The sequence below is a fragment of the Ancylobacter sonchi genome (assembly GCF_018390695.1).
GTDB classification, from domain to species: domain Bacteria; phylum Pseudomonadota; class Alphaproteobacteria; order Rhizobiales; family Xanthobacteraceae; genus Ancylobacter; species Ancylobacter sonchi.
On the sequence record NZ_JAHBGF010000028.1, the window covers coordinates 179,064 to 195,857 of the forward strand.

General features: G+C 64.5%; 13 protein-coding genes and 2 pseudogenes. 6 read left to right on the forward strand and 9 right to left on the reverse strand.

Annotated features, from left to right (window positions below; translation table 11 throughout):
• Positions 1 to 32: 32 nt before the first annotated feature.
• The 4 genes from KHC28_RS16255 to KHC28_RS16270 all read right to left on the reverse strand — a co-directional run bounded on the left by KHC28_RS16255 (position 33) and on the right by KHC28_RS16270 (position 3,569).
• A complete protein-coding gene (locus tag KHC28_RS16255) occupies positions 33 to 1,109 on the reverse strand; it encodes an ABC transporter substrate-binding protein (protein ID WP_214009402.1) in 1,077 nt (358 codons plus the stop codon).
• A 210-nt stretch (positions 1,110 to 1,319) separates the two neighbouring features.
• Positions 1,320 to 2,327: a GlxA family transcriptional regulator gene (locus KHC28_RS16260; RefSeq protein ID WP_214009403.1), complete on the reverse strand. Its 1,008-nt coding sequence runs from the start codon at positions 2,325 to 2,327 to the stop codon at positions 1,320 to 1,322.
• Positions 2,324 to 2,887, reverse strand: coding sequence for an isochorismatase family protein (locus tag KHC28_RS16265; RefSeq protein WP_214009404.1), 564 nt, complete (start codon positions 2,885 to 2,887; stop codon positions 2,324 to 2,326). The genes KHC28_RS16260 and KHC28_RS16265 overlap by 4 nt, the downstream gene beginning before the upstream one ends.
• 256 nt (positions 2,888 to 3,143) lie before the next feature.
• Positions 3,144 to 3,569, reverse strand: a complete 426-nt coding sequence (locus KHC28_RS16270) for an RrF2 family transcriptional regulator (protein ID WP_214009405.1) — start codon at positions 3,567 to 3,569, stop codon at positions 3,144 to 3,146.
• 1 nt (position 3,570) lies between these two features.
• Between KHC28_RS16270 and KHC28_RS27460 the strand changes: the two genes are divergently transcribed.
• Entirely contained in the window at positions 3,571 to 4,179 is a 609-nt protein-coding gene (locus KHC28_RS27460) for an ABC transporter ATP-binding protein (protein WP_376772726.1), read from the forward strand.
• A gap of 11 nt (positions 4,180 to 4,190) precedes the next feature.
• Positions 4,191 to 4,649 (forward strand): annotated as a pseudogene (locus tag KHC28_RS27465) (ABC transporter substrate-binding protein); the annotation flags it as partial.
• A gap of 150 nt (positions 4,650 to 4,799) precedes the next feature.
• Here KHC28_RS27465 and KHC28_RS28015 read toward each other — a convergent pair.
• Both KHC28_RS28015 and KHC28_RS16280 read right to left on the reverse strand, forming a co-directional pair.
• Positions 4,800 to 4,949, reverse strand: a pseudogene (locus KHC28_RS28015) (ABC transporter ATP-binding protein); the annotation flags it as partial.
• 42 nt (positions 4,950 to 4,991) lie between these two features.
• The gene (locus KHC28_RS16280) at positions 4,992 to 5,882 is read right to left on the reverse strand and encodes a LysR substrate-binding domain-containing protein (protein WP_214009407.1); all 891 of its coding nucleotides are present in this window, start codon (positions 5,880 to 5,882) and stop codon (positions 4,992 to 4,994) included.
• Between the two features lie 120 nt (positions 5,883 to 6,002).
• Between KHC28_RS16280 and KHC28_RS16285 the strand changes: the two genes are divergently transcribed.
• Entirely contained in the window at positions 6,003 to 6,875 is an 873-nt protein-coding gene (locus KHC28_RS16285; protein ID WP_214009408.1) for a PhzF family protein, read from the forward strand.
• 371 nt (positions 6,876 to 7,246) lie between these two features.
• Here KHC28_RS16285 and KHC28_RS16290 read toward each other — a convergent pair whose 3' ends face one another.
• Complete coding sequence (locus tag KHC28_RS16290) at positions 7,247 to 8,158, reverse strand: LysR family transcriptional regulator (protein ID WP_214009938.1); 912 nt, start codon at positions 8,156 to 8,158, stop codon at positions 7,247 to 7,249.
• A 120-nt stretch (positions 8,159 to 8,278) separates the two neighbouring features.
• Between KHC28_RS16290 and KHC28_RS16295 the strand changes: the two genes are divergently transcribed.
• Together KHC28_RS16295 and KHC28_RS16300 are read left to right on the forward strand one after the other, a co-directional pair.
• A complete protein-coding gene (locus tag KHC28_RS16295) occupies positions 8,279 to 9,481 on the forward strand; it encodes an MFS transporter (protein ID WP_214009409.1) in 1,203 nt (400 codons plus the stop codon).
• 40 nt (positions 9,482 to 9,521) lie between these two features.
• On the forward strand, positions 9,522 to 10,706 hold the full coding sequence (locus KHC28_RS16300) for a serine hydrolase domain-containing protein (RefSeq protein ID WP_214009410.1): 1,185 nt from the start codon (positions 9,522 to 9,524) through the stop codon (positions 10,704 to 10,706).
• 138 nt (positions 10,707 to 10,844) lie between these two features.
• On the opposite strand, the gene KHC28_RS16305 is transcribed toward KHC28_RS16300, so the two are convergent.
• Together KHC28_RS16305 and KHC28_RS16310 are read right to left on the reverse strand one after the other, a co-directional pair.
• Positions 10,845 to 12,119: an MFS transporter gene (locus KHC28_RS16305; protein ID WP_214009411.1), complete on the reverse strand. Its 1,275-nt coding sequence runs from the start codon at positions 12,117 to 12,119 to the stop codon at positions 10,845 to 10,847.
• 109 nt (positions 12,120 to 12,228) lie between these two features.
• Positions 12,229 to 15,468, reverse strand: coding sequence for an ATP-binding protein (locus tag KHC28_RS16310; protein ID WP_214009412.1), 3,240 nt, complete (start codon positions 15,466 to 15,468; stop codon positions 12,229 to 12,231).
• Positions 15,469 to 15,947: 479 nt separating this feature from the next.
• Here KHC28_RS16310 and KHC28_RS16315 point away from each other — a divergent pair, with 479 nt between their 5' ends.
• A complete protein-coding gene (locus tag KHC28_RS16315) occupies positions 15,948 to 16,706 on the forward strand; it encodes an alpha/beta hydrolase (protein WP_214009413.1) in 759 nt (252 codons plus the stop codon).
• Positions 16,707 to 16,794: the final 88 nt, after the last annotated feature.

The following is a 16,794-nucleotide window of genomic DNA, read 5'->3' on the forward strand; positions in this document are numbered from 1 at the left end:
GCCGAACGCGCCTTGCTTCTCTGTTTCGGCGATCAGCTCTGCGGCTCGCCCTTGGCGTTGCGCGCCGTCCAGGCCTTCTCAACGCCGAGTTCCTTGATGGCGGCGTTCAGATAGGTCGGGTCGATCCACTGGTTGACGTCGAACGACGTCTTGATGAGCTTGTTCTCCAGGGCGAAGGTCACGCCGTTGGTGATGTTGGTCTTGTAGAAGTCGTCCAGCAGCGGGCTCAGCCGGTCGGCGAGCTTGTCGCCCGCGAAGTCGTTGGCGAGTGCCTCGCGCGGCACGCCGGTCAGCGCCCAGATGTCGAGCACGGCGTCGCGGTTCTTCTCGTCGGAAGCGAAGGCGGCGGCTTCGACGAAGGCCTTCACCACTCGCTTGGTGGTTTCGGGATATTTGCTGGCGAAGGCCTCGGTGACGATGAAGGAGCCGAACAGGCTGCCGGGCGCCGGGCTGCCCTTGGTGGAGTACACGGTCTTCACCGTGCCCTTCTCGACCAGCGGCAGCAGATTGTTGCCGCCGAGCACGGCATCGACGTCGCCGGTGGTGACTGCGGCGACCTGATCAGCCGACTGCAGGTCGAAGATGGTGACGTCCTTTTCTGTCAGGCCGCCTTGCGCGAGGACGCGATTGAGCGCCAGCTCGTTGATGGTGCCGCGCGAGACGGCGATCTTCTTACCCTTCAGATCGGCGATCTTCTCGACGCCGCGGTCGGGACGGGCGACGAGATAGGAGGGGTTGGTGCCGTAGGACGCCAGCACCTTGGTCTTCAGTCCGGCGCCACGGCCGACGATGTTCGGCAGGCCGCCATAATTGGCGAAATCGGCCTGTCCGTTCGCCAGCGCCTCGTTGATGGCGGGACCGGTGCCGCGCGGAAACTGCCACTCGATCTTCACGCCGTCCTTGGCGAATTCCTTTTCGAGATATTCCTTGGCGCGCACCACGCCGATGACCGCCGAGCCATAGGGCTTGCCCGCCGCATTCCCCTGGCCGGCGAGGCGAATGACATCGGGCGGCGTTTCCGCGCGTGCCGGTATGGCAACGAAGGCGGCGAGCGCAGCGGCGGCGATCAGAAGGCGGCGGCCGAATGTCCGGGAGATGGGGTGCGACATGGCAAGATTCCGATGAGATGGAAGCCCGGCGCGTAGCGGCACGAACGCGTCTACGGACCAGATGGGCATCCCATCGTGCCGCGAAATCGATGAATGTCAATAAATTCTATAAATTAAATATACCATAGGACCGAGCGTGACTCCCGAGCGTGTCGCCGGCGGCATTCGCCCGCTGTCTCTCTGGTCGGGGCCAAGCGCCACGATGGCGAGCTACCGGTGTCGTGCGGCCGTTCGGCCCCGAGCTGGCGATGTGTCGTGCATCCGCTTCCACACGCGGCGAAATTGGCGGCTGGAGGCGAACCCCGCCCTTTCGGCGATGCTTTCCATGTCGAGCCGCGAGCCGATGATCAATTCGCGGGCCAGGGCGATTCTCACGCGATTCACGTAATCGGTGACGCTCATACCCGCATGTTCGTTGAACAGTCGCGACAGGTTGCGGGGGCTCGCTCCGGCGCTTCGTGCGATCTCCTCCACCGACCAGTTTCGAGTGGGATCGGAGGTGATGCCGTCTTGCGCGCGATGAATGGCCGGATGGATGTGGTTGCGACCTTCGAGCCACGGCGACAGTTGCGGATCGGCGCCGCCGCGCCGGAGATAGACGACGAGGTAGCGGGCGACGGCAAGAGCCGTCGCGGGTCCAGCTTCCTGTGCGATGACATGCAGCATGAGGTCGATGCCGGCGGTGATCCCGGCGCTGGTCAGCCGGTTACCATCCTCGACGAAGAGACGATTCTCGCATATGCGGGCTAACGGCGCGAGGCGCCTGAGCTCGGGTAGCGCGCCGTGATGGGTGGTGCAGTCATGGCCGTCGAGCAGACCGGCGCGTGCGGCCAGCAAGGCGCCGGAACAGATGGTGATGAGCCGGACGGATTTGCCGACGGAGCGCGCCAGCCACGTCGTGATCGCCTCCTCCAACTCACGGTCTTCCAACCGAGGCGGGTGGCTTTCGCCAAGCGGCAGGTCGACGGCTCCGGCGACAATGACCAGCGCATCGTCCGGAAGGCCGTCGGGCAGGGGAACGATGCCCGACAGGCCAAGCCCTATGGAGCTGCCGATAGCGGCCGCTGGTCCGATATAGGTGACGTCGAAGCGCACATCCGCCTGTTGCAGATTGGCCTTGCGGAGCGCTTCCATCGGACCGGCAATGTCTAGGAGCAGCGCGCGCGGAGGCACGACCACGAAAACCGGGATCGCTCTCGACGCCGGCTCGCTGGTCATGCCGCGTTTCGCTCGGCCGTGGAGGCGAGGGCTTCCTCCACCGTGGCAATGCGGGCAAAGCGCCCGGCCAGGACCAGTTCGGTTCGCGCGCGAATCTCGGCGGCGCTCCATTCGCGCCCCGTGGTATCGGTCATCGGGAAGGTCAGTGTGGCCTCGCCCACATAGTCGACGCCGTAGCCGAGATCAGAAGCGTGACGGGTCGTGGTCTCGCAGCATTGTTCGGTACGGATGCCGGAGACGATGATCCGGCGAATGCCGTTCCTGGTCAGCCACACGTCGAGACCGGAGCCGATCAGCGCGCTGTGGCGCCGCTTCCGGAAGATGGCGTCGGCGTCGAGGCGCAGCGGTGCGAGGGCGGTCAGTAAACCAGATGCCTCGGAAAATGGGCCGGTTTCTTCGACATGGAAGATCTGCACCACCGGGATCCCCACGGCTGTCGCGCCATCGATGAGCGTCTGCTGGCGTTCGATGTAGGTCGGCAGGCCATCCTCGCGGAAATAGGGGCGGTGGCGAAACGATTCCTGCGCGTCGATCACGAGCAAAGCGGTCTGATCGGACATTCCTGTTGTCTCCATCATCGATCACATGGAGGCATAATGGCTTGGTTTTCATTATTGAAAACGGCGCTTTCGGACAATCGCCGGACAGTTCGCGCCATACCGATACTGCACCCGGGCAGGGGTTGGAGTAGCCGCGCCATCGGTGGGCTGCTGCCGGGCCGGGAGCATCGTTTCCGCTGCGGAGTTCGCGTCGAAGGAGTTGTGGTCCAGGGCAATGAAGATGATACCCAATATCCGCCGAGGGAGGCGGGCCGCCTCAGATATTGTACATCAGATCGGGGTGCCGGATCTGGCCATACGACACCATTTCTTCCAGGGTCATCGCGTCGAGGACATCGGACATCGCGTCACGAACTTTCGACATGACGAGACGAACCTCGCAGCGTTCGAGATTCTGACAGTCCTGGTAGGCTTCATAGGAGCTTTTGCTTGCGCAATTCAATGGCGCGAGCGGGCCGGCGAGCGTGCCTATGATGAAGCCGACACGGATCTGCTGGGGTGTCTGAGCGAGTGAATAGCCACTGCCCGGCCCCTTCTTGGCGCGCAGCAACCCGGCGTTGCGAAGCTCGAGAAGAATGGTGTCGAGAAACTTCTTCGGAATGTTCTCGGCCGTCGCGATTTCATTGCCCAGTGCCGTCTTGCCGGGCTCCGAGGTCTCCGGCCTCAGCCTGTCGCGTGGCATCGTGTTCCAGCAATATGCCTTGCTGCCTTGGCGCACCGCGCTGGCCAATATCGAGTTTTCGCTGGAAGCGGCCGGAGGGCTGTCCCGCCGCGAGCGGCGCGGCAAGGCGCAGGCGGCGCTGGAACTGGTCGGCCTCAAGGGGTTCGAGGACCGGTTCCCGCACGAATTGTCGGGCGGCATGAAGCAGCGCGTGGCGATCGCCCGCAGCCTCGTCTACGAGCCGGACATCCTCCTGATGGACGAGCCCTTCGGCGCGCTCGACGCCCAGACGCGCGAACTGCTGCAGCAGGAACTGCTGTCGCTCTGGCAGCGCACCCGGACCACCGTCGTCTTCATCACCCATTCCATCGATGAGGCGGTCTATCTCGGCCAGCGGGTGGCGGTGATGACCTCGCGGCCGGGGCGCATCAAGGCGATGGTCGATGTCGACCTGCCGCGCGCCGATCTCGACGCCGACATCCGCTCGCATCCCGACTTCGCCCGCTACCGGCACGAGATCTGGGATCTCATGCGCAGCGAGATCGCCCGCGCCCGCGCGCCCGTGGCCCCGACATTCTGGTCCGACCCGACGCCTCCGCGCGAGCGTCCGCAGACCGCCTCCTCCAACTGAAAGCACCAACGATGCGCTTCACCCAAAGCCGCCGCCTCTTCCTCGCGGCGAGCGCCACGGCACTGCTCACGGCGTCGGCCGCCCTCTCCATCGCGCCGGCCAGAGCGGCGGACGGGCTCGAAACCAAGGTGATCCGCTATCAGTCGTCGACGGGCGCGGACATCAGCCCGCTGGAGCTCGCCGATGCGCTCGGCTATCTCGCGCCGATCACGCTGGAGCGGGTCGGCGACGTGCAGGGCGGGCCGGCCAATCTGCAGGCAGCGGCCACCGGCCAGGTCGACATCGCCTCGGCGTTCAACGGCGCGGTGCTCAACATCGTCGCCGCCGGCGCGCCGCTGACCTCGGTGGTGAGCTGGCGCGGCACCAACGAGCTGACCTCGCCCGGCCTCTACGCGCTCGACGACGGCAAGATCAACAATGCCCGCGACCTGATCGGCAAGAAGATCGGCGTGAACACGCTCGGCGCCAACCAGGAGGCGGTGAGCAGCATCTATCTCGCCAAGGGCGGCCTCTCCCCGGAGGAAGCCAAGGAGCGCCAGCACGGAGGCCTGCATGGAGACGTCGAGGGCGGACATGATCTCATCGCACAGAAGGAGCCGTGGCCGGGCGGCGAGGGCGCAGGCGAGCGCAACCCTCTGGCGCTCGCCGCCGCTGATCTGTGCCGGATAGCGCCACGCCGGGGCCGTAGTGGTGAGTACGCCGGCTCCCGTGTGGCGCCCTGCGACCGCGTCCATGACAAGTCGAGCCCCAACATGCCGCGGGATGCCCATAGACCAAGACGGTATGTTGCCCCACGCTATCCCCGAGATCAGCTATCCCCTCGAAAAGCCGCTCTGAAACCAGCTACGGAGTGCCGCAATGTCAGGGCGCTGCTCCAGTCCTGTGGCGCATGCGAAATGATAGGCATCGCCGGCAAGCGTCTGCGAGAACGGCGCTTCCAGTAGCCTCGCGCCGAGAGCATCGGCGACCAGGACCCGACTGACGAGGACAACGCCGTGGCCGGCAATGGCTGCCTGCACCGCCAGCATGCTATCGGGAAACCGGGGCCCAGCAGCTGTATCTATTCCTGTTAGCCCGGCTTTGGCGCACCAGCGTGACCAATCCGGTTTCGGTTTCGGGCGGCTTCGTCCATCGATGTGGATCAACGTGGCATCCAGCAGATCATCCGGAGACGATAGGCCGAGACCGGGGCGGCAGACGGGTATCAGTTCATCGACGCAAAGTTGCACGCTGACGACGCCGGGGAATGGACCGCGTCCATAACGTATGGCGGTTTCGATGCCGCCGGGCACAAGTTGCTCCACGGCATTCGATGTATGAAGCCGGATATCGACAGCCGGCAGCGCCTGACGAAGCATTCCCATCCGCGGCACCAGCCAGTGGCTCAGGAATGCGACCGTGGAGGTCAAGGTGACAGTGGACGGCGCCGTGTCCGCTCGCAATGTGGTGACGGCCTTCTGGATTTCCCCGAACCCCGCGGCTGTCGCCTCGTACAGGATTTTGCCGGAAGGGGTCAGCGTCACCGCTCTGGGCGTCCGGTCCAGGACTCGAAAACCCAAATGGTCCTCAAGTTGTCTGATCTGATGACTGATGGCCGTCGGCGTGACCAGAAGCTCTTCGGCCGCAGCCTTGAAACTCGCCCGGCGGGCGACAGCCTCGAATGCGCGCAGCGAAGATAGCGGCGGCAGGTGCGAGAGGGCCATGATGAACTCAATTCACCTTCAAGGTGAGATGTTTGATTTTTTCTCCGAGACATGAAGCGATTATGGTGTCCGGACGTCAAGACATCATGAGATTTTCTCATTTTAGGAAGTCAGGCAACAATGGTTGAGCTGGTCGCCGGCATCATCGACGTCTTTGCGGAATCGCCATTGACGGGCAACTCGCTTGCCGTGGTGCAAGGCGCCGATGTTCTGACTGACAAGCAGATGCAGCAGATCGCCGGTGAGTTCAATCAGGCCGAGACGACGTTCATCCTTTCCAGCACCCTCGCAGACCGGAAATTGCGTTCGTTCACGGCAAGCGGAGCGGAAGTCTTCGGTGCCGGTCACAATGCGCTTGGGGCGTGGCTCTGGCTCGGTGAACGTGGCGATCTCGGTCCGCTCGCGAACGCTCAGACATTTTCCCAGGAGATCGGCTCGGATGTCCTTCCCATCGAGCTCGTGTCGATCAATGGCCGCGTCCATGGTCGGATGCGCCAGGGACCATTGCGATTGTTGGAGCCGTTAGAAAATTTGGGGCCGTTGGCGACTGCACTTGGCCTCGATGACGGCGATATACTGCTTGGGCCGAAACCGCGTCCTGCGGACACGGGCGCCGCACATCTTTTGGTGCGAGTTCGTGATGCCGGGACGGTCGACAAGGCAACTCCCGACGCAGCGAAGTTGCTCGCAGTTCTGAGCCAAACGCCCGCGGAAGGTTGTTATATCTACGCTTTCGACCCCGATGCGCCCGAGACCGCTTACGCCCGTTTCTTCAATCCAACGGTGGGCCTTTGGGAGGACGCGGCGACCGGGACAGCAGCCGGTCCGCTTGCAGGCTATCTCGGAGCAGTCGGACTTCTGAGCGATGACCGTATCGAGATTGAGCAAGGCACAAAATTGGGACGCCGCAGTATTCTCCGAGTCCGCCTCACGCCCGAACCGGAAATCTTCGGAGCGGGTGTCGTTGTCTTGAACGGAATTATTCGACTTTAGTTTTAGATGCAGAGTGGAAGTCTTCATAAGGCACATTTGTGAAAGCAGGCCGACCACGAGCAGCAGGGCGAACATCTGCCGGATGCGTGCAACGTGCCTCTGGAAGAAGCCAAGCCGCCGCACCGGCCCGCCCGCCGAAGATCATGCCTGCCATGGACAGGACCGTGCCGAGCGCGAATGCACCAACCATGTCTGCTCTCTGGCGAGACGCCAAGGTCCGGTACGGGAGCTCAGGAAGCAAGGCGGCCTTATCGTGCCGTCCCCGTCGTCAAGAGGCGCGTCCTCTTCCTCAAAGGCGGAGCCTAGGTAGATGACGGACCGCGCCCGGCGAAGGGAGTGGACGCGCAGGTCGCGGGGCCGAGCGTGCGAGGTCAGCCCCTGCGCGGCACAGGTGGCGGGTCGGCAAAGAGCGTCTTGGCCATGAAGGCGACGAAGGCCGCGATCTTGGGCGAGGTATGGCGGCTCGCCGGCCAGAGGATGTGGAAGGCGCCGACATCGGCGATGTACGCGTCGAGCACGCTGACCAGCGTTCCCCGCTCCAGCTGCCGGCGCACGGCGAACAGCGGTAGGCAGGCGAGGCCGAAGCCTTCCTCAGCCAGGTAGATTTGCGGTTCCAGCGTGCTGGCAACGCTGGTGACGGGCAGTTCGATCGCGAGTTCGCCTCCGTCCCGCCGCAACGGCCAACGCTCCAGCTTTCCTGTCGAGGGGAAACGGTGATGGTGGCAAGCGTGCTGCGCCAGATCCTCCGGGTTGAGCGGCGTACCCCTGGCGGCGAGATAGTCCGGAGACGCGACGATACGGTGCGAGAAAGTGCCGAGCTTGCGCATCATCAGGCGGGAATCCTGCGCCTCGCCTGTGCGGATCACGGCATCGAAGCCCTCGTCGATCACGTCGACCAGCCTGTCGGTGAAGTCGAGATCGAGCTCGATCTCGGGGTATGCACGCATGAAGGCCATCACCGCCGGCATCATCAGCATGCCGATCAAGGGCAGGCTCACCCGCAGCTTGCCGCGCGGCACCTCATGTGTCTGCGAAAGTTCCAGCTCGGCGGCCTCGATCTCGCAGACGATCTTGCGACAGCGGTCGCGGAACAGGCTGCCCTCGGGGGTCAGCGTGATCGAGCGGGTCGAGCGGTGAAACAGCCTGACACCGAGCCGTTCCTCCAGCCGCGCCACTGCCTTGCCGATCGCCGAAGCCGAAACACCGAGCTGGCGCCCGGCCGCCACGAAGCTGCGCGTCTCGGCAGCCTGCAGGAAGGCACTGAGCCCCGCCATCTTGTCGATCATCGTCATGCCTCCGATTGCGGATCATTAAGTCCTTAAAGAACGGAACTCCAGAGTATTTCTCCGCCGCGCACGAGCGCCTAGCGTTCGTCTCGTTCGAACCGAGGGTTGGCGGGAAACATGACGACCGAGACGATTGCTTGCACTGATACGGCACCCGGCTCGCACGCCGCCGCAACGTTGCCGATTTCGGGCCTGCTGGCGCTGGCGACGGCGGCCTTCATCACCATACTGACCGAGGCGCTCCCGGCCGGACTCCTGCCGCAGATGAGCGCTGGTCTCGATGTATCGCCCGCGCTCGTCGGCCAGCTCGTCACCGCCTATGCGGTCGGCTCGCTCCTGGCGGCGATCCCACTGACGGCCGCGACGCAAGGCTTACGTCGGCGCCCGCTGCTGCTCTGCGCGATCGCGGGCTTCGCCGTAGCGAATACGGTGACGGCGCTGTCGACGGACTACACGCTGACGCTCGTCGCCCGCTTCATCGCTGGTGTCTCGGCTGGGCTGCTCTGGGCCCTGGTCGCGGGCTATGCCGCACGCATGGCGCCGGAGCATCTCAAGGGCCGTGCTATTGCGATCGCCATGGTGGGCACACCGCTGGCGCTGTCCCTCGGCATTCCAGCCGGAACCTTCATCGGCGCCGTGCTGGGTTGGCGAATGACCTTCCTCGGCATGAGCTTCATGACGCTGTTGCTGATCGGATGGGTGCTTTGGCAGGTGCCGGGTTTCGCCGGTCAACCCGCCGAACGGCGGGCCGGGTTTCGTCAGGTCTTCCGGCTGCCGGGCGTGCGACCTATCCTCCTGGTGACGCTGCTCTTCGTGCTGGCGCACAACATCCTCTACACCTACATCGCGCCGTTCCTCGCCTCCGCGGGCCTGACGCAGCGCGTCGATCTCGTCCTCTTCGCCTTCGGCGCAGCCGCGCTCGGCAGTATCGCGCTGACCGGCCTGCTGATCGACCGGCATCTGCGCAGGCTGGTTCTCGCGAGCGCGGCCCTGTTCCTTGGCGCCAGTCTCTCGCTCGGTCTCTGGAGTGCCGAGCCGGGCCCGGCTCTCATCGCCGTCGCGGTCTGGGGCCTCGCTTTCGGCGGCGCCGCGACCCTGTTCCAGACGGCGCTCGCCGAGGCCGCTGGCGACGCCGCCGATCTGGCGCAATCGATGCTGGTCACCGCCTGGAACATGGCCATTGCCGGTGGCGGGCTGATCGGGGGGGTGCTGCTCGACACACTCGGCGTCGCGGCTTTCCCGTGGGTGCTGATCGCGCTGCTGGTCCCGGTGTTCCTCATCGCCCACGCGGAGCGACGCCACGGCTTTCCGTCGGCCTGATCGATCCGCCGTTCCATCGACCATCATGAAGGAAACACCCATGCACGCGCTCACGCCGAGCCCTGTCTCCAGCCCCACCTCCGTGCACGCGATGGAAGCGCGTCTCGACGCGGCCATCGCGCAGGCGATCGCCCGCAAGCGCATCGTCGGTACCGTCGTGCTGGTCGCTCGCGATGGCGATGTCATCTATCGACGCGCCCTGGGCATGGCGGACCGCGAGATGAACCGACCGATGCGGGAGGATGCCTTGTTCCGGCTGGCCTCGGTCTCGAAGCTCTTCGTGTCGGTCGCAGCCATGGCGCTCCTGGCGCAAGGGCGGCTTTCGCTCGACGAACCGATCACGACATGGCTGCCCACTTTCCGCCCTACGTTGCCGGGCGGCGAGCTCACGACAATCACGCCCCGGCATCTGCTGTCTCACACCGCCGGTCTGGGCTATGGCTTCCTGGAGTCGGAGGACGGCCCTTATCATCGCGCCGGCGTCTCCGACGGCATGGACAGGGTTGGTATCTCGCTCGACGAGAACCTCCGCCGCCTGGCTTCCGTCCCGCTGCTGTTCGCGCCCGGCACGGCCTGGACCTATTCGTTGTCGATCGATGTGCTCGGCGCGGTCGTGGCTTCGGCGTTCGGCGCGCCGTTGCCGGATGCTGTTCGTGCGCTGATCACCCGGCCACTCGGTCTCGGCGATACGGGCTTCAGTGTTTGTGACTCTGCAAGGCTCGCGGCGGCCTATGTCGATGATCAGCCAGAACCGCGCCGCATGCGCGAGCCCGATCGCATCCCGATGCTGGAAGGACTTGCCGATATCATCATGGACCCGGCAAGGGCCTTCGACGCGGATGCCTTCCCGTCCGGCGGCGCCGGCATGATCGGTACGGTCGAAGATACCCTGCGCCTGCTGGAGACGCTGCGCAGCGGAGGCGGCTCGCTGTTGCCGCCGGATTTGGTCGCGGAAATGGCACACGTCCAGACCGGCAGCCTTCCCATCGTCGGCTGGCCAGGCTGGGGTTACGGCCTCGGATTTTCGATCCTGAAGGATGCAGCCGAGGCTGACACCCCGGAAACTCCTGGCACTTGGCGATGGGGCGGTGCCTATGGCCATTCCTGGTTCGTCGATCCCACAGCGAAACTCAGCGTCGTCGCGTTCACCAATACGGCACTCGAGGGCATGTCCGGCGGCGGGCGCTTTCCGCAGGAGATCTGCCGGGCAGTCTATGGCCCATGATGTTCTTAACCCGCCGGCCGCCACCTAAGGTGTGCGGACAAATCGCTGTCGCAGTCGGCCGCCCTCGGTCCAGAGTGTCGGCTTTCGGGCGGACGCCCAGCGTCCGTTCTTGGCGCGAAGCTGAACGTCCAGCACAAGCTAAACAGTAGCCGTCTTGTCGCGACGTAGCCGGACGGTCAGCATCAACAGTCCTGCAATCAGAAACGAGGCGGCGAGCGCTGTGGCGGTCGTGATGAACTGGCCGCCGCTCATATCCAGCAGGATCCCGCCCAGGCGTGGGCCCAAAAAGCCGCCGAGATTGCCCACAGCGTTGATGAGACCTGCTGCGGCGCCCGCTGCCGCCACAGGCACCGCCCGCGACGCCGCCGCCCAGAATGGCCCTTCGTAGGATAGCGCACCGCCCATAGCTACGCAGATGAAGAAGACCGAAAGAATGACGAAAGACTGTCCGATCATGACTGAGGCAACGAGGCTGAAGGCGGCCAGAACGAGCGACATTAGCACATGACGCTGGTAGCGCCGATTGCGGTCAACCCACCAGCCATTCGCCCACATGAACACGATTGCCGTGCAGTAAGGCAGCGCGGCGATCAGTCCCACCGCGCCAAAACCCGCTTCCGTAAGGGTCTTCAGCAAGGACGGCAGCCACATGTTCAGGCCGTAAAATCCCACCTGAATAAAAAATGACACCGCAACCAGCAGCAACACGGAAGGCTCACTGAAGATGCGACGGAACGACGAGGCTTCCGGCTCGCCGACAGCATCTGCGGCTAGCGATTTCTCGATGAAGTCGCGTTCGGCGGGCGAGCACCACGACGCGTCGCGAGGTCTGTCGGCGACCATCAGCCACCAGACGGGCGTGGCGATGAGGAAGGGCAGCGCGCCTTCCACGAGCAGCATCGTGCGCCAATTGCTGTGCTCCACGATGAAGCCGGACAGCGGCTGGGTGATGATCGAGGCGATCGCCAGGTTCGTCATCCAGAAGCTGTAAGCCCGCGCCCGTTCGGACATTGGAAACCAGTTGTTGATGAGAACCAGCGTGGCCGGCCAGACGCCGCCCTCAGCTACGCCCAGGACGAAGCGGGCAAGGACTAGTTCGTCGAAGCTGCTGGCAAGGCCACACCAGATCGCGGCGCATCCCCAGAGCAGGATCATGATGCCCACAGCCTTTTTGGGGCTCCAATGTGTGGCGAGCAGGCCGCCAGGAATCTGGAACAGCGTGTAGCCGATGAAGAAGATGCCAGCCGCGAAGCCTTGGTCCGCTTTGCTTACGGCGAATTCCTGGCCGATACCGGCGAATGCGTAGCTGATGTTCGTTCGGTCCATGAACGAGATGATGTAAACCACCATCGCCGCCGGGATGAGCCGCTTCCAGCGCATTCCACCGACCGTCGCTCTCGTCGCCGCGTCCATGCCGTCCCCCCGGACTTTCATTCGACCATCAACAGGTGTTTTGTTGGTATCTGCAAGACGCAGCCTGCGCAGGAAATGCTACGCCAGCTTATTTACTCTGTGACGGGGCTCAATCTGCGTCACAGACGGCTCTCGATCCCAGCAGCGTGCTGGCCCGCATCAGCGCCGGCGCCGAGAACCCTTCCGTGAAACGCTTATAGATCGGTGCCAGCAGCGGGCGCACCTCCGGCTCCCGGCCCTGTCTAAGCCAACGCTCTGAAAGGCCCACCGCCGCGCATAACTCCCAGTACAGCGCCTGCTCCTGCCGCGAGAGATCGATCGCGCGCAGGAAGACCTGCTCCGCGGCTGGGTCGTCGGGATGGCGCAGAGCGAGGAGCCGGCCATAGATGCATTGCAACTCGGGAACATACTCCAAATAGTCGGTCTGCTCCGCGCAACTCACCGCCGCTTCGACTTCTGCGAGACCTTCCTCTGTATGGCCCGCAGCGGTCAGCGCCTCGCCGAAATAGCCGCGAAACGGCATCAGGAAGGACTGATAGCCGGTGGCCTCAAGCTGGGCCAGGCCTGAGCGCAGCGCCACGACACCGGCGGCGGGCTCGCCCCGCATGGCGAGGGCACGCCCCTTCGCACACAGCGCCACGGCGCGGAAGGTTGAGAGCGCGTAGCGGTCCGCCTGCTCCTGAATGGTCGCGATATGACGTTCAGCCCGATCGAGCGCACCGATCTCGGGAAATAGCAGGCAGGCCGGTCGAGCCAGCGCCAGGCACAGCGCGACCGGCTGCCCGACAAGCCGGGCCTCTTCCATCGACCGCTCGGCCGCTCGTATCGCCGCATCGATGAGGCCGCGTGCAAGCAGGCAGGACGACAGATGCCCGTGGGCGGACGCGATCTCGTTGATACCCAGCGATGGTACCTTGCTACGCCGTGGCGCCAGCGAATGATCGTGGATGGCGCGCTCGAGCAGGCGCGAGGATTCGGCATATTCCGCCAGATAAAGCAGAGACATGCCGACCATGAGGTCTGCCGTGCGCGCTGGCGCCGGGTCGGTTTCGCTGCGTGCTAGGTCAGCATAGCGTCGGCTGAGTTGCAATGCCTTATGCAGGTCCAGTGAGCGCAGATTGATCTGCCAGAGGCTGTGCACCGCGCGTTTCTGGTACTCGACATCCCCGGTAACCTCCGCAAGAGCAAGCGCCTGCGCCAGATTGGTGTAGGTTGCGGGCGTCATGCCCTCGGTGAACATGAGGGACTGGCCGAGAGCACAGCGCAGGACCATTTCCTGTTCGGCAGTCACCGCGCTATTGAGATTGGCCACGGCCCTGGCGGTCCAGTCGCTGCACTCGCCCAGCAGCGGCGCGGCCAGCCAGAAGGCGACGGCGGCGGCGGTAAGGGCGACGCCGAGGGTCGTGTCGCCCGAGGTGGAGAACGCCCAGGACAGCGCCGCACGCAGATTGTCGATCTCGCGGGCGTAACGGGGCAGTTCCTCGGCGCTGATATCCGGATCGGAATTGAAGGTGGCGAAGAAGTCACGGAAGTACTCCGCCTGCCGGCGCGCTGTAGCGTGTCCGTCGCCGCTGCTGGCGAGCTTGTCCATCGCGTAGGCACGCACGGTCTCAAGCAGACGCCAGCGCTCGTCCGCCGTGCTGCGATCAAAGGTGACGATCGACTTTTCGACGAGGCTCGACAGGCAGTCCGCGACCTCGGTCGGGGAATGATCGCACATCACCGCGCACGCCGCCTCGAACGTGAAACCGCCGGGAAAGACCGCCAGCCGATGCAGCAGCCGACGTTCGACCTCCGGCAGCAGAGCGTAGCTCCAGTCGAAAACCGCGCGCAGCGTCCGATGGCGTGGCAATGCCGTGCGGCGTCCGGTGGTGAGCAGCGCGAAGCGGTTTTCCAGCCCGTCGGCGACGCGGGAGAGCCCTAAGGAGGTGGAACGGGCTGCGGCGAACTCGATCGCCAGCGGCAGCCCGTCGAGGCGACGGCAAATGCCGGCTATGGAGCGCAAATTCTGCCCGTCGCGCAGGCCGGCCACATGCGGCGCCTCGGCCAGCCCGAGGAACATCTGCACGGCGCTATTGCTCAGTATCTCGTCCGGCAGCGCGGATTCCTGCTGGGGAACATCGAGAGGCGGCACACGATAGACGTATTCGCCGTTGATCCTCAGGGTCTCGCGGCTGGTCGCGACGATGACGGCGTTCGGCGCCAACCGGACGACGGCTTCTGCCAGCTGCGCCGCCGAGCCGATAAGATGCTCGCAATTGTCCAGCACGAGGAGAAGGCGGTCGTGGCCGATGGCGCGTGCCACACCTTCCGCCGACATCGGGCGGCCATTGGCCTTAAGGCCGATGGCCTCGCCCACGGCGACCGGCACCAGGTTCGGATCGGCCAGCGAGGCCAGCTCCACGAGCCAGACGCCGGCGTCAAATCGGACGAGAAGGCTGCGCGCCAGTTCCACGGCCAGCGCGGTCTTGCCGATGCCGCCCGGCCCGGTGAGGGTGACGATCCTATAGGCGGAGCACGCCTCCTGCAGGAATGCGAAGGAGGCCGCCCGCCCCACAAGGTCGTTCGCGGCGGCGGGCAGATTTGTCGAAGCCATGCTGCGCGGCAGGGAAGGCGGGGGCGGCGGCGCGCTGGTCGTGTGCACGCTCCATTCGCCGACCAGCCGGAAGCCGCGCCCGGAGATTGTCTTCAGCATGGCCCGGTACGAACCGAGCGCCTTGCGGATCGCTGATATGTGGACGTCGATGGCAGTTTCGCCGACGGTCGCGCCGGACCAGACGATGTCGAGCAGTTCGCCCCGCGTGACGACTTCGTTGGCGGCTTGGACCAGCACCGCGAGGATATCGAAGGCCCGGCCGCCGATCGGCACGGCCCCGCGGCGAACGCGCACCTGTCGCAGCAGCAAATCGATTTCGCATTCCTCGGAACGGTAGATCGGCTGGCGGTCCGCCGATGTCAGATCGGAGGGCGGCTGCCGAGGGCGCGCCGGATCGGCGTTGATCGCCGCGGACAACAGAACCCAGTCGCCGAGCAGCCGATAGCCTTTGCCCGATATGGTTCTCAACAAGGCCCGGTTCACGCCGAGCGCCTTGCGGATCGCGGAAATCTGCACCTGAAGGGCCGTGTCGCCGACCACGACCTTGGGCCACACGCGCGACATCAGCTCCGATTTCGCGACCGTGGCTCCCGAGGCTTCGATCAATATCTGCGAGATTTCGAACGCGCGACGGCTTATGGCGAGCACCGATCCGTTCACCCGCAACTCGCGGTGCCGGACGTCCATTTCCAGCCGATCTGGCGGGTTTTCGAACGACAGCAGGTTGGCGCCGATCTGTCGTTCGGCACCCATGCGCAGTTCCTCCCTCCGTGGCTCTCGCGACATCACAAAGCGCTGTCGCTACGTCGCGCGACGGCTTTGAACTTAAGCAATTTCAGGATTGTTAAGGTGGGCCCATATCGGCGTCAATTGCCGTGCCCCGCCGAAAGCCCACCTGCCAAAGGTTGCGGGCCAATCGCACGGTCGGCCATGCCAAAAGCAATCTTAAAGATCTTTATGGTCGGGCCTAAGGACAGCTGATGCCCTGGTGACTACAGTCTGGTCAAAGGTGTTCAAGGTTGAATGGGGCGGTGATCCGGGCGCACAAAGTGTCGACTGTGAGCATATCTATCCAACGTTGAAGATAACATCTGCACGGGACACGTAAAGCAGCACGACTCTCCTTTCGTGCCCAACACGCTTTCAAAAATCCGATGGGCGCGCCTCCGCTCTAATAATCCCGAACTATTGACCGGACACGCGCGATGGCCGCGGCCCCTGGAGAGCCATTGATGAAACACGCGATACTGGGAGTGTTCCTCGCCATGACTGCCGCCTTCCCCGCCCCGGCTCAGAACCGCGGCGACGCCAAGCCGGTCTCCATCGTCCTCGTGCACGGTGCCTTCGTCGACGCTTCGGGCTGGAAGTCGGTCTACGACATCCTCGCGAACGATGGTTATGAGGTTCTGGTGGTCCAGAACCCGACGGTTACGCTCGAAGGCGATGTCGAGGCCACCCGGCAGGTCATTGCACGGGCGACGAAGCCGGTGGTGCTGGTCGGCCATTCCTATGGCGGCGCCGTCATCAGCGAGGCCGGTAGCGACCCGAAGGTCCGCACGCTCGCCTATATCGCCGCCTTCGCGCCGGAGGTCGGGGAATCGGTGTTCGATCTCGCCACACGTCCAACCCCCGGCGAGGCCGGAGCGCCGTTACTGCCGCCAAGCGACGGCTTCATTCTGGTGGATCCTGCGAAGTTCCCGACCGCATTCGCGCAGGATGTCGATATTTCGATCACTGGCTTCATGTCAGTGGCTCAGGTCCCGTGGGGACTGGGTGCGATCGAGCCCAAGCTCACCCGCGCAGCCTGGAAGGACAAGCCTGTCCACTACATGCTCACGACGCAGGATCACATGGTTCCGCCGACCATCCAGCGCTTTATGGCGACACGGGCCAAGGCAAAGCTGGTCGAGTTGCAAAGCAGCCATGCCGCGATGCTGTCGCACCCGAAGGAAGTCGCCTCCTTCATCGAAAAAGCCGCTGTCGAAAACTAGCCGGGGCTGGGGAAGGTAACGATGATCAGGATGGTCCTCGCTCTAGCGCCGCTAGTGCTCAGCCTAATGGGCGCCCCCGATGCCTTCG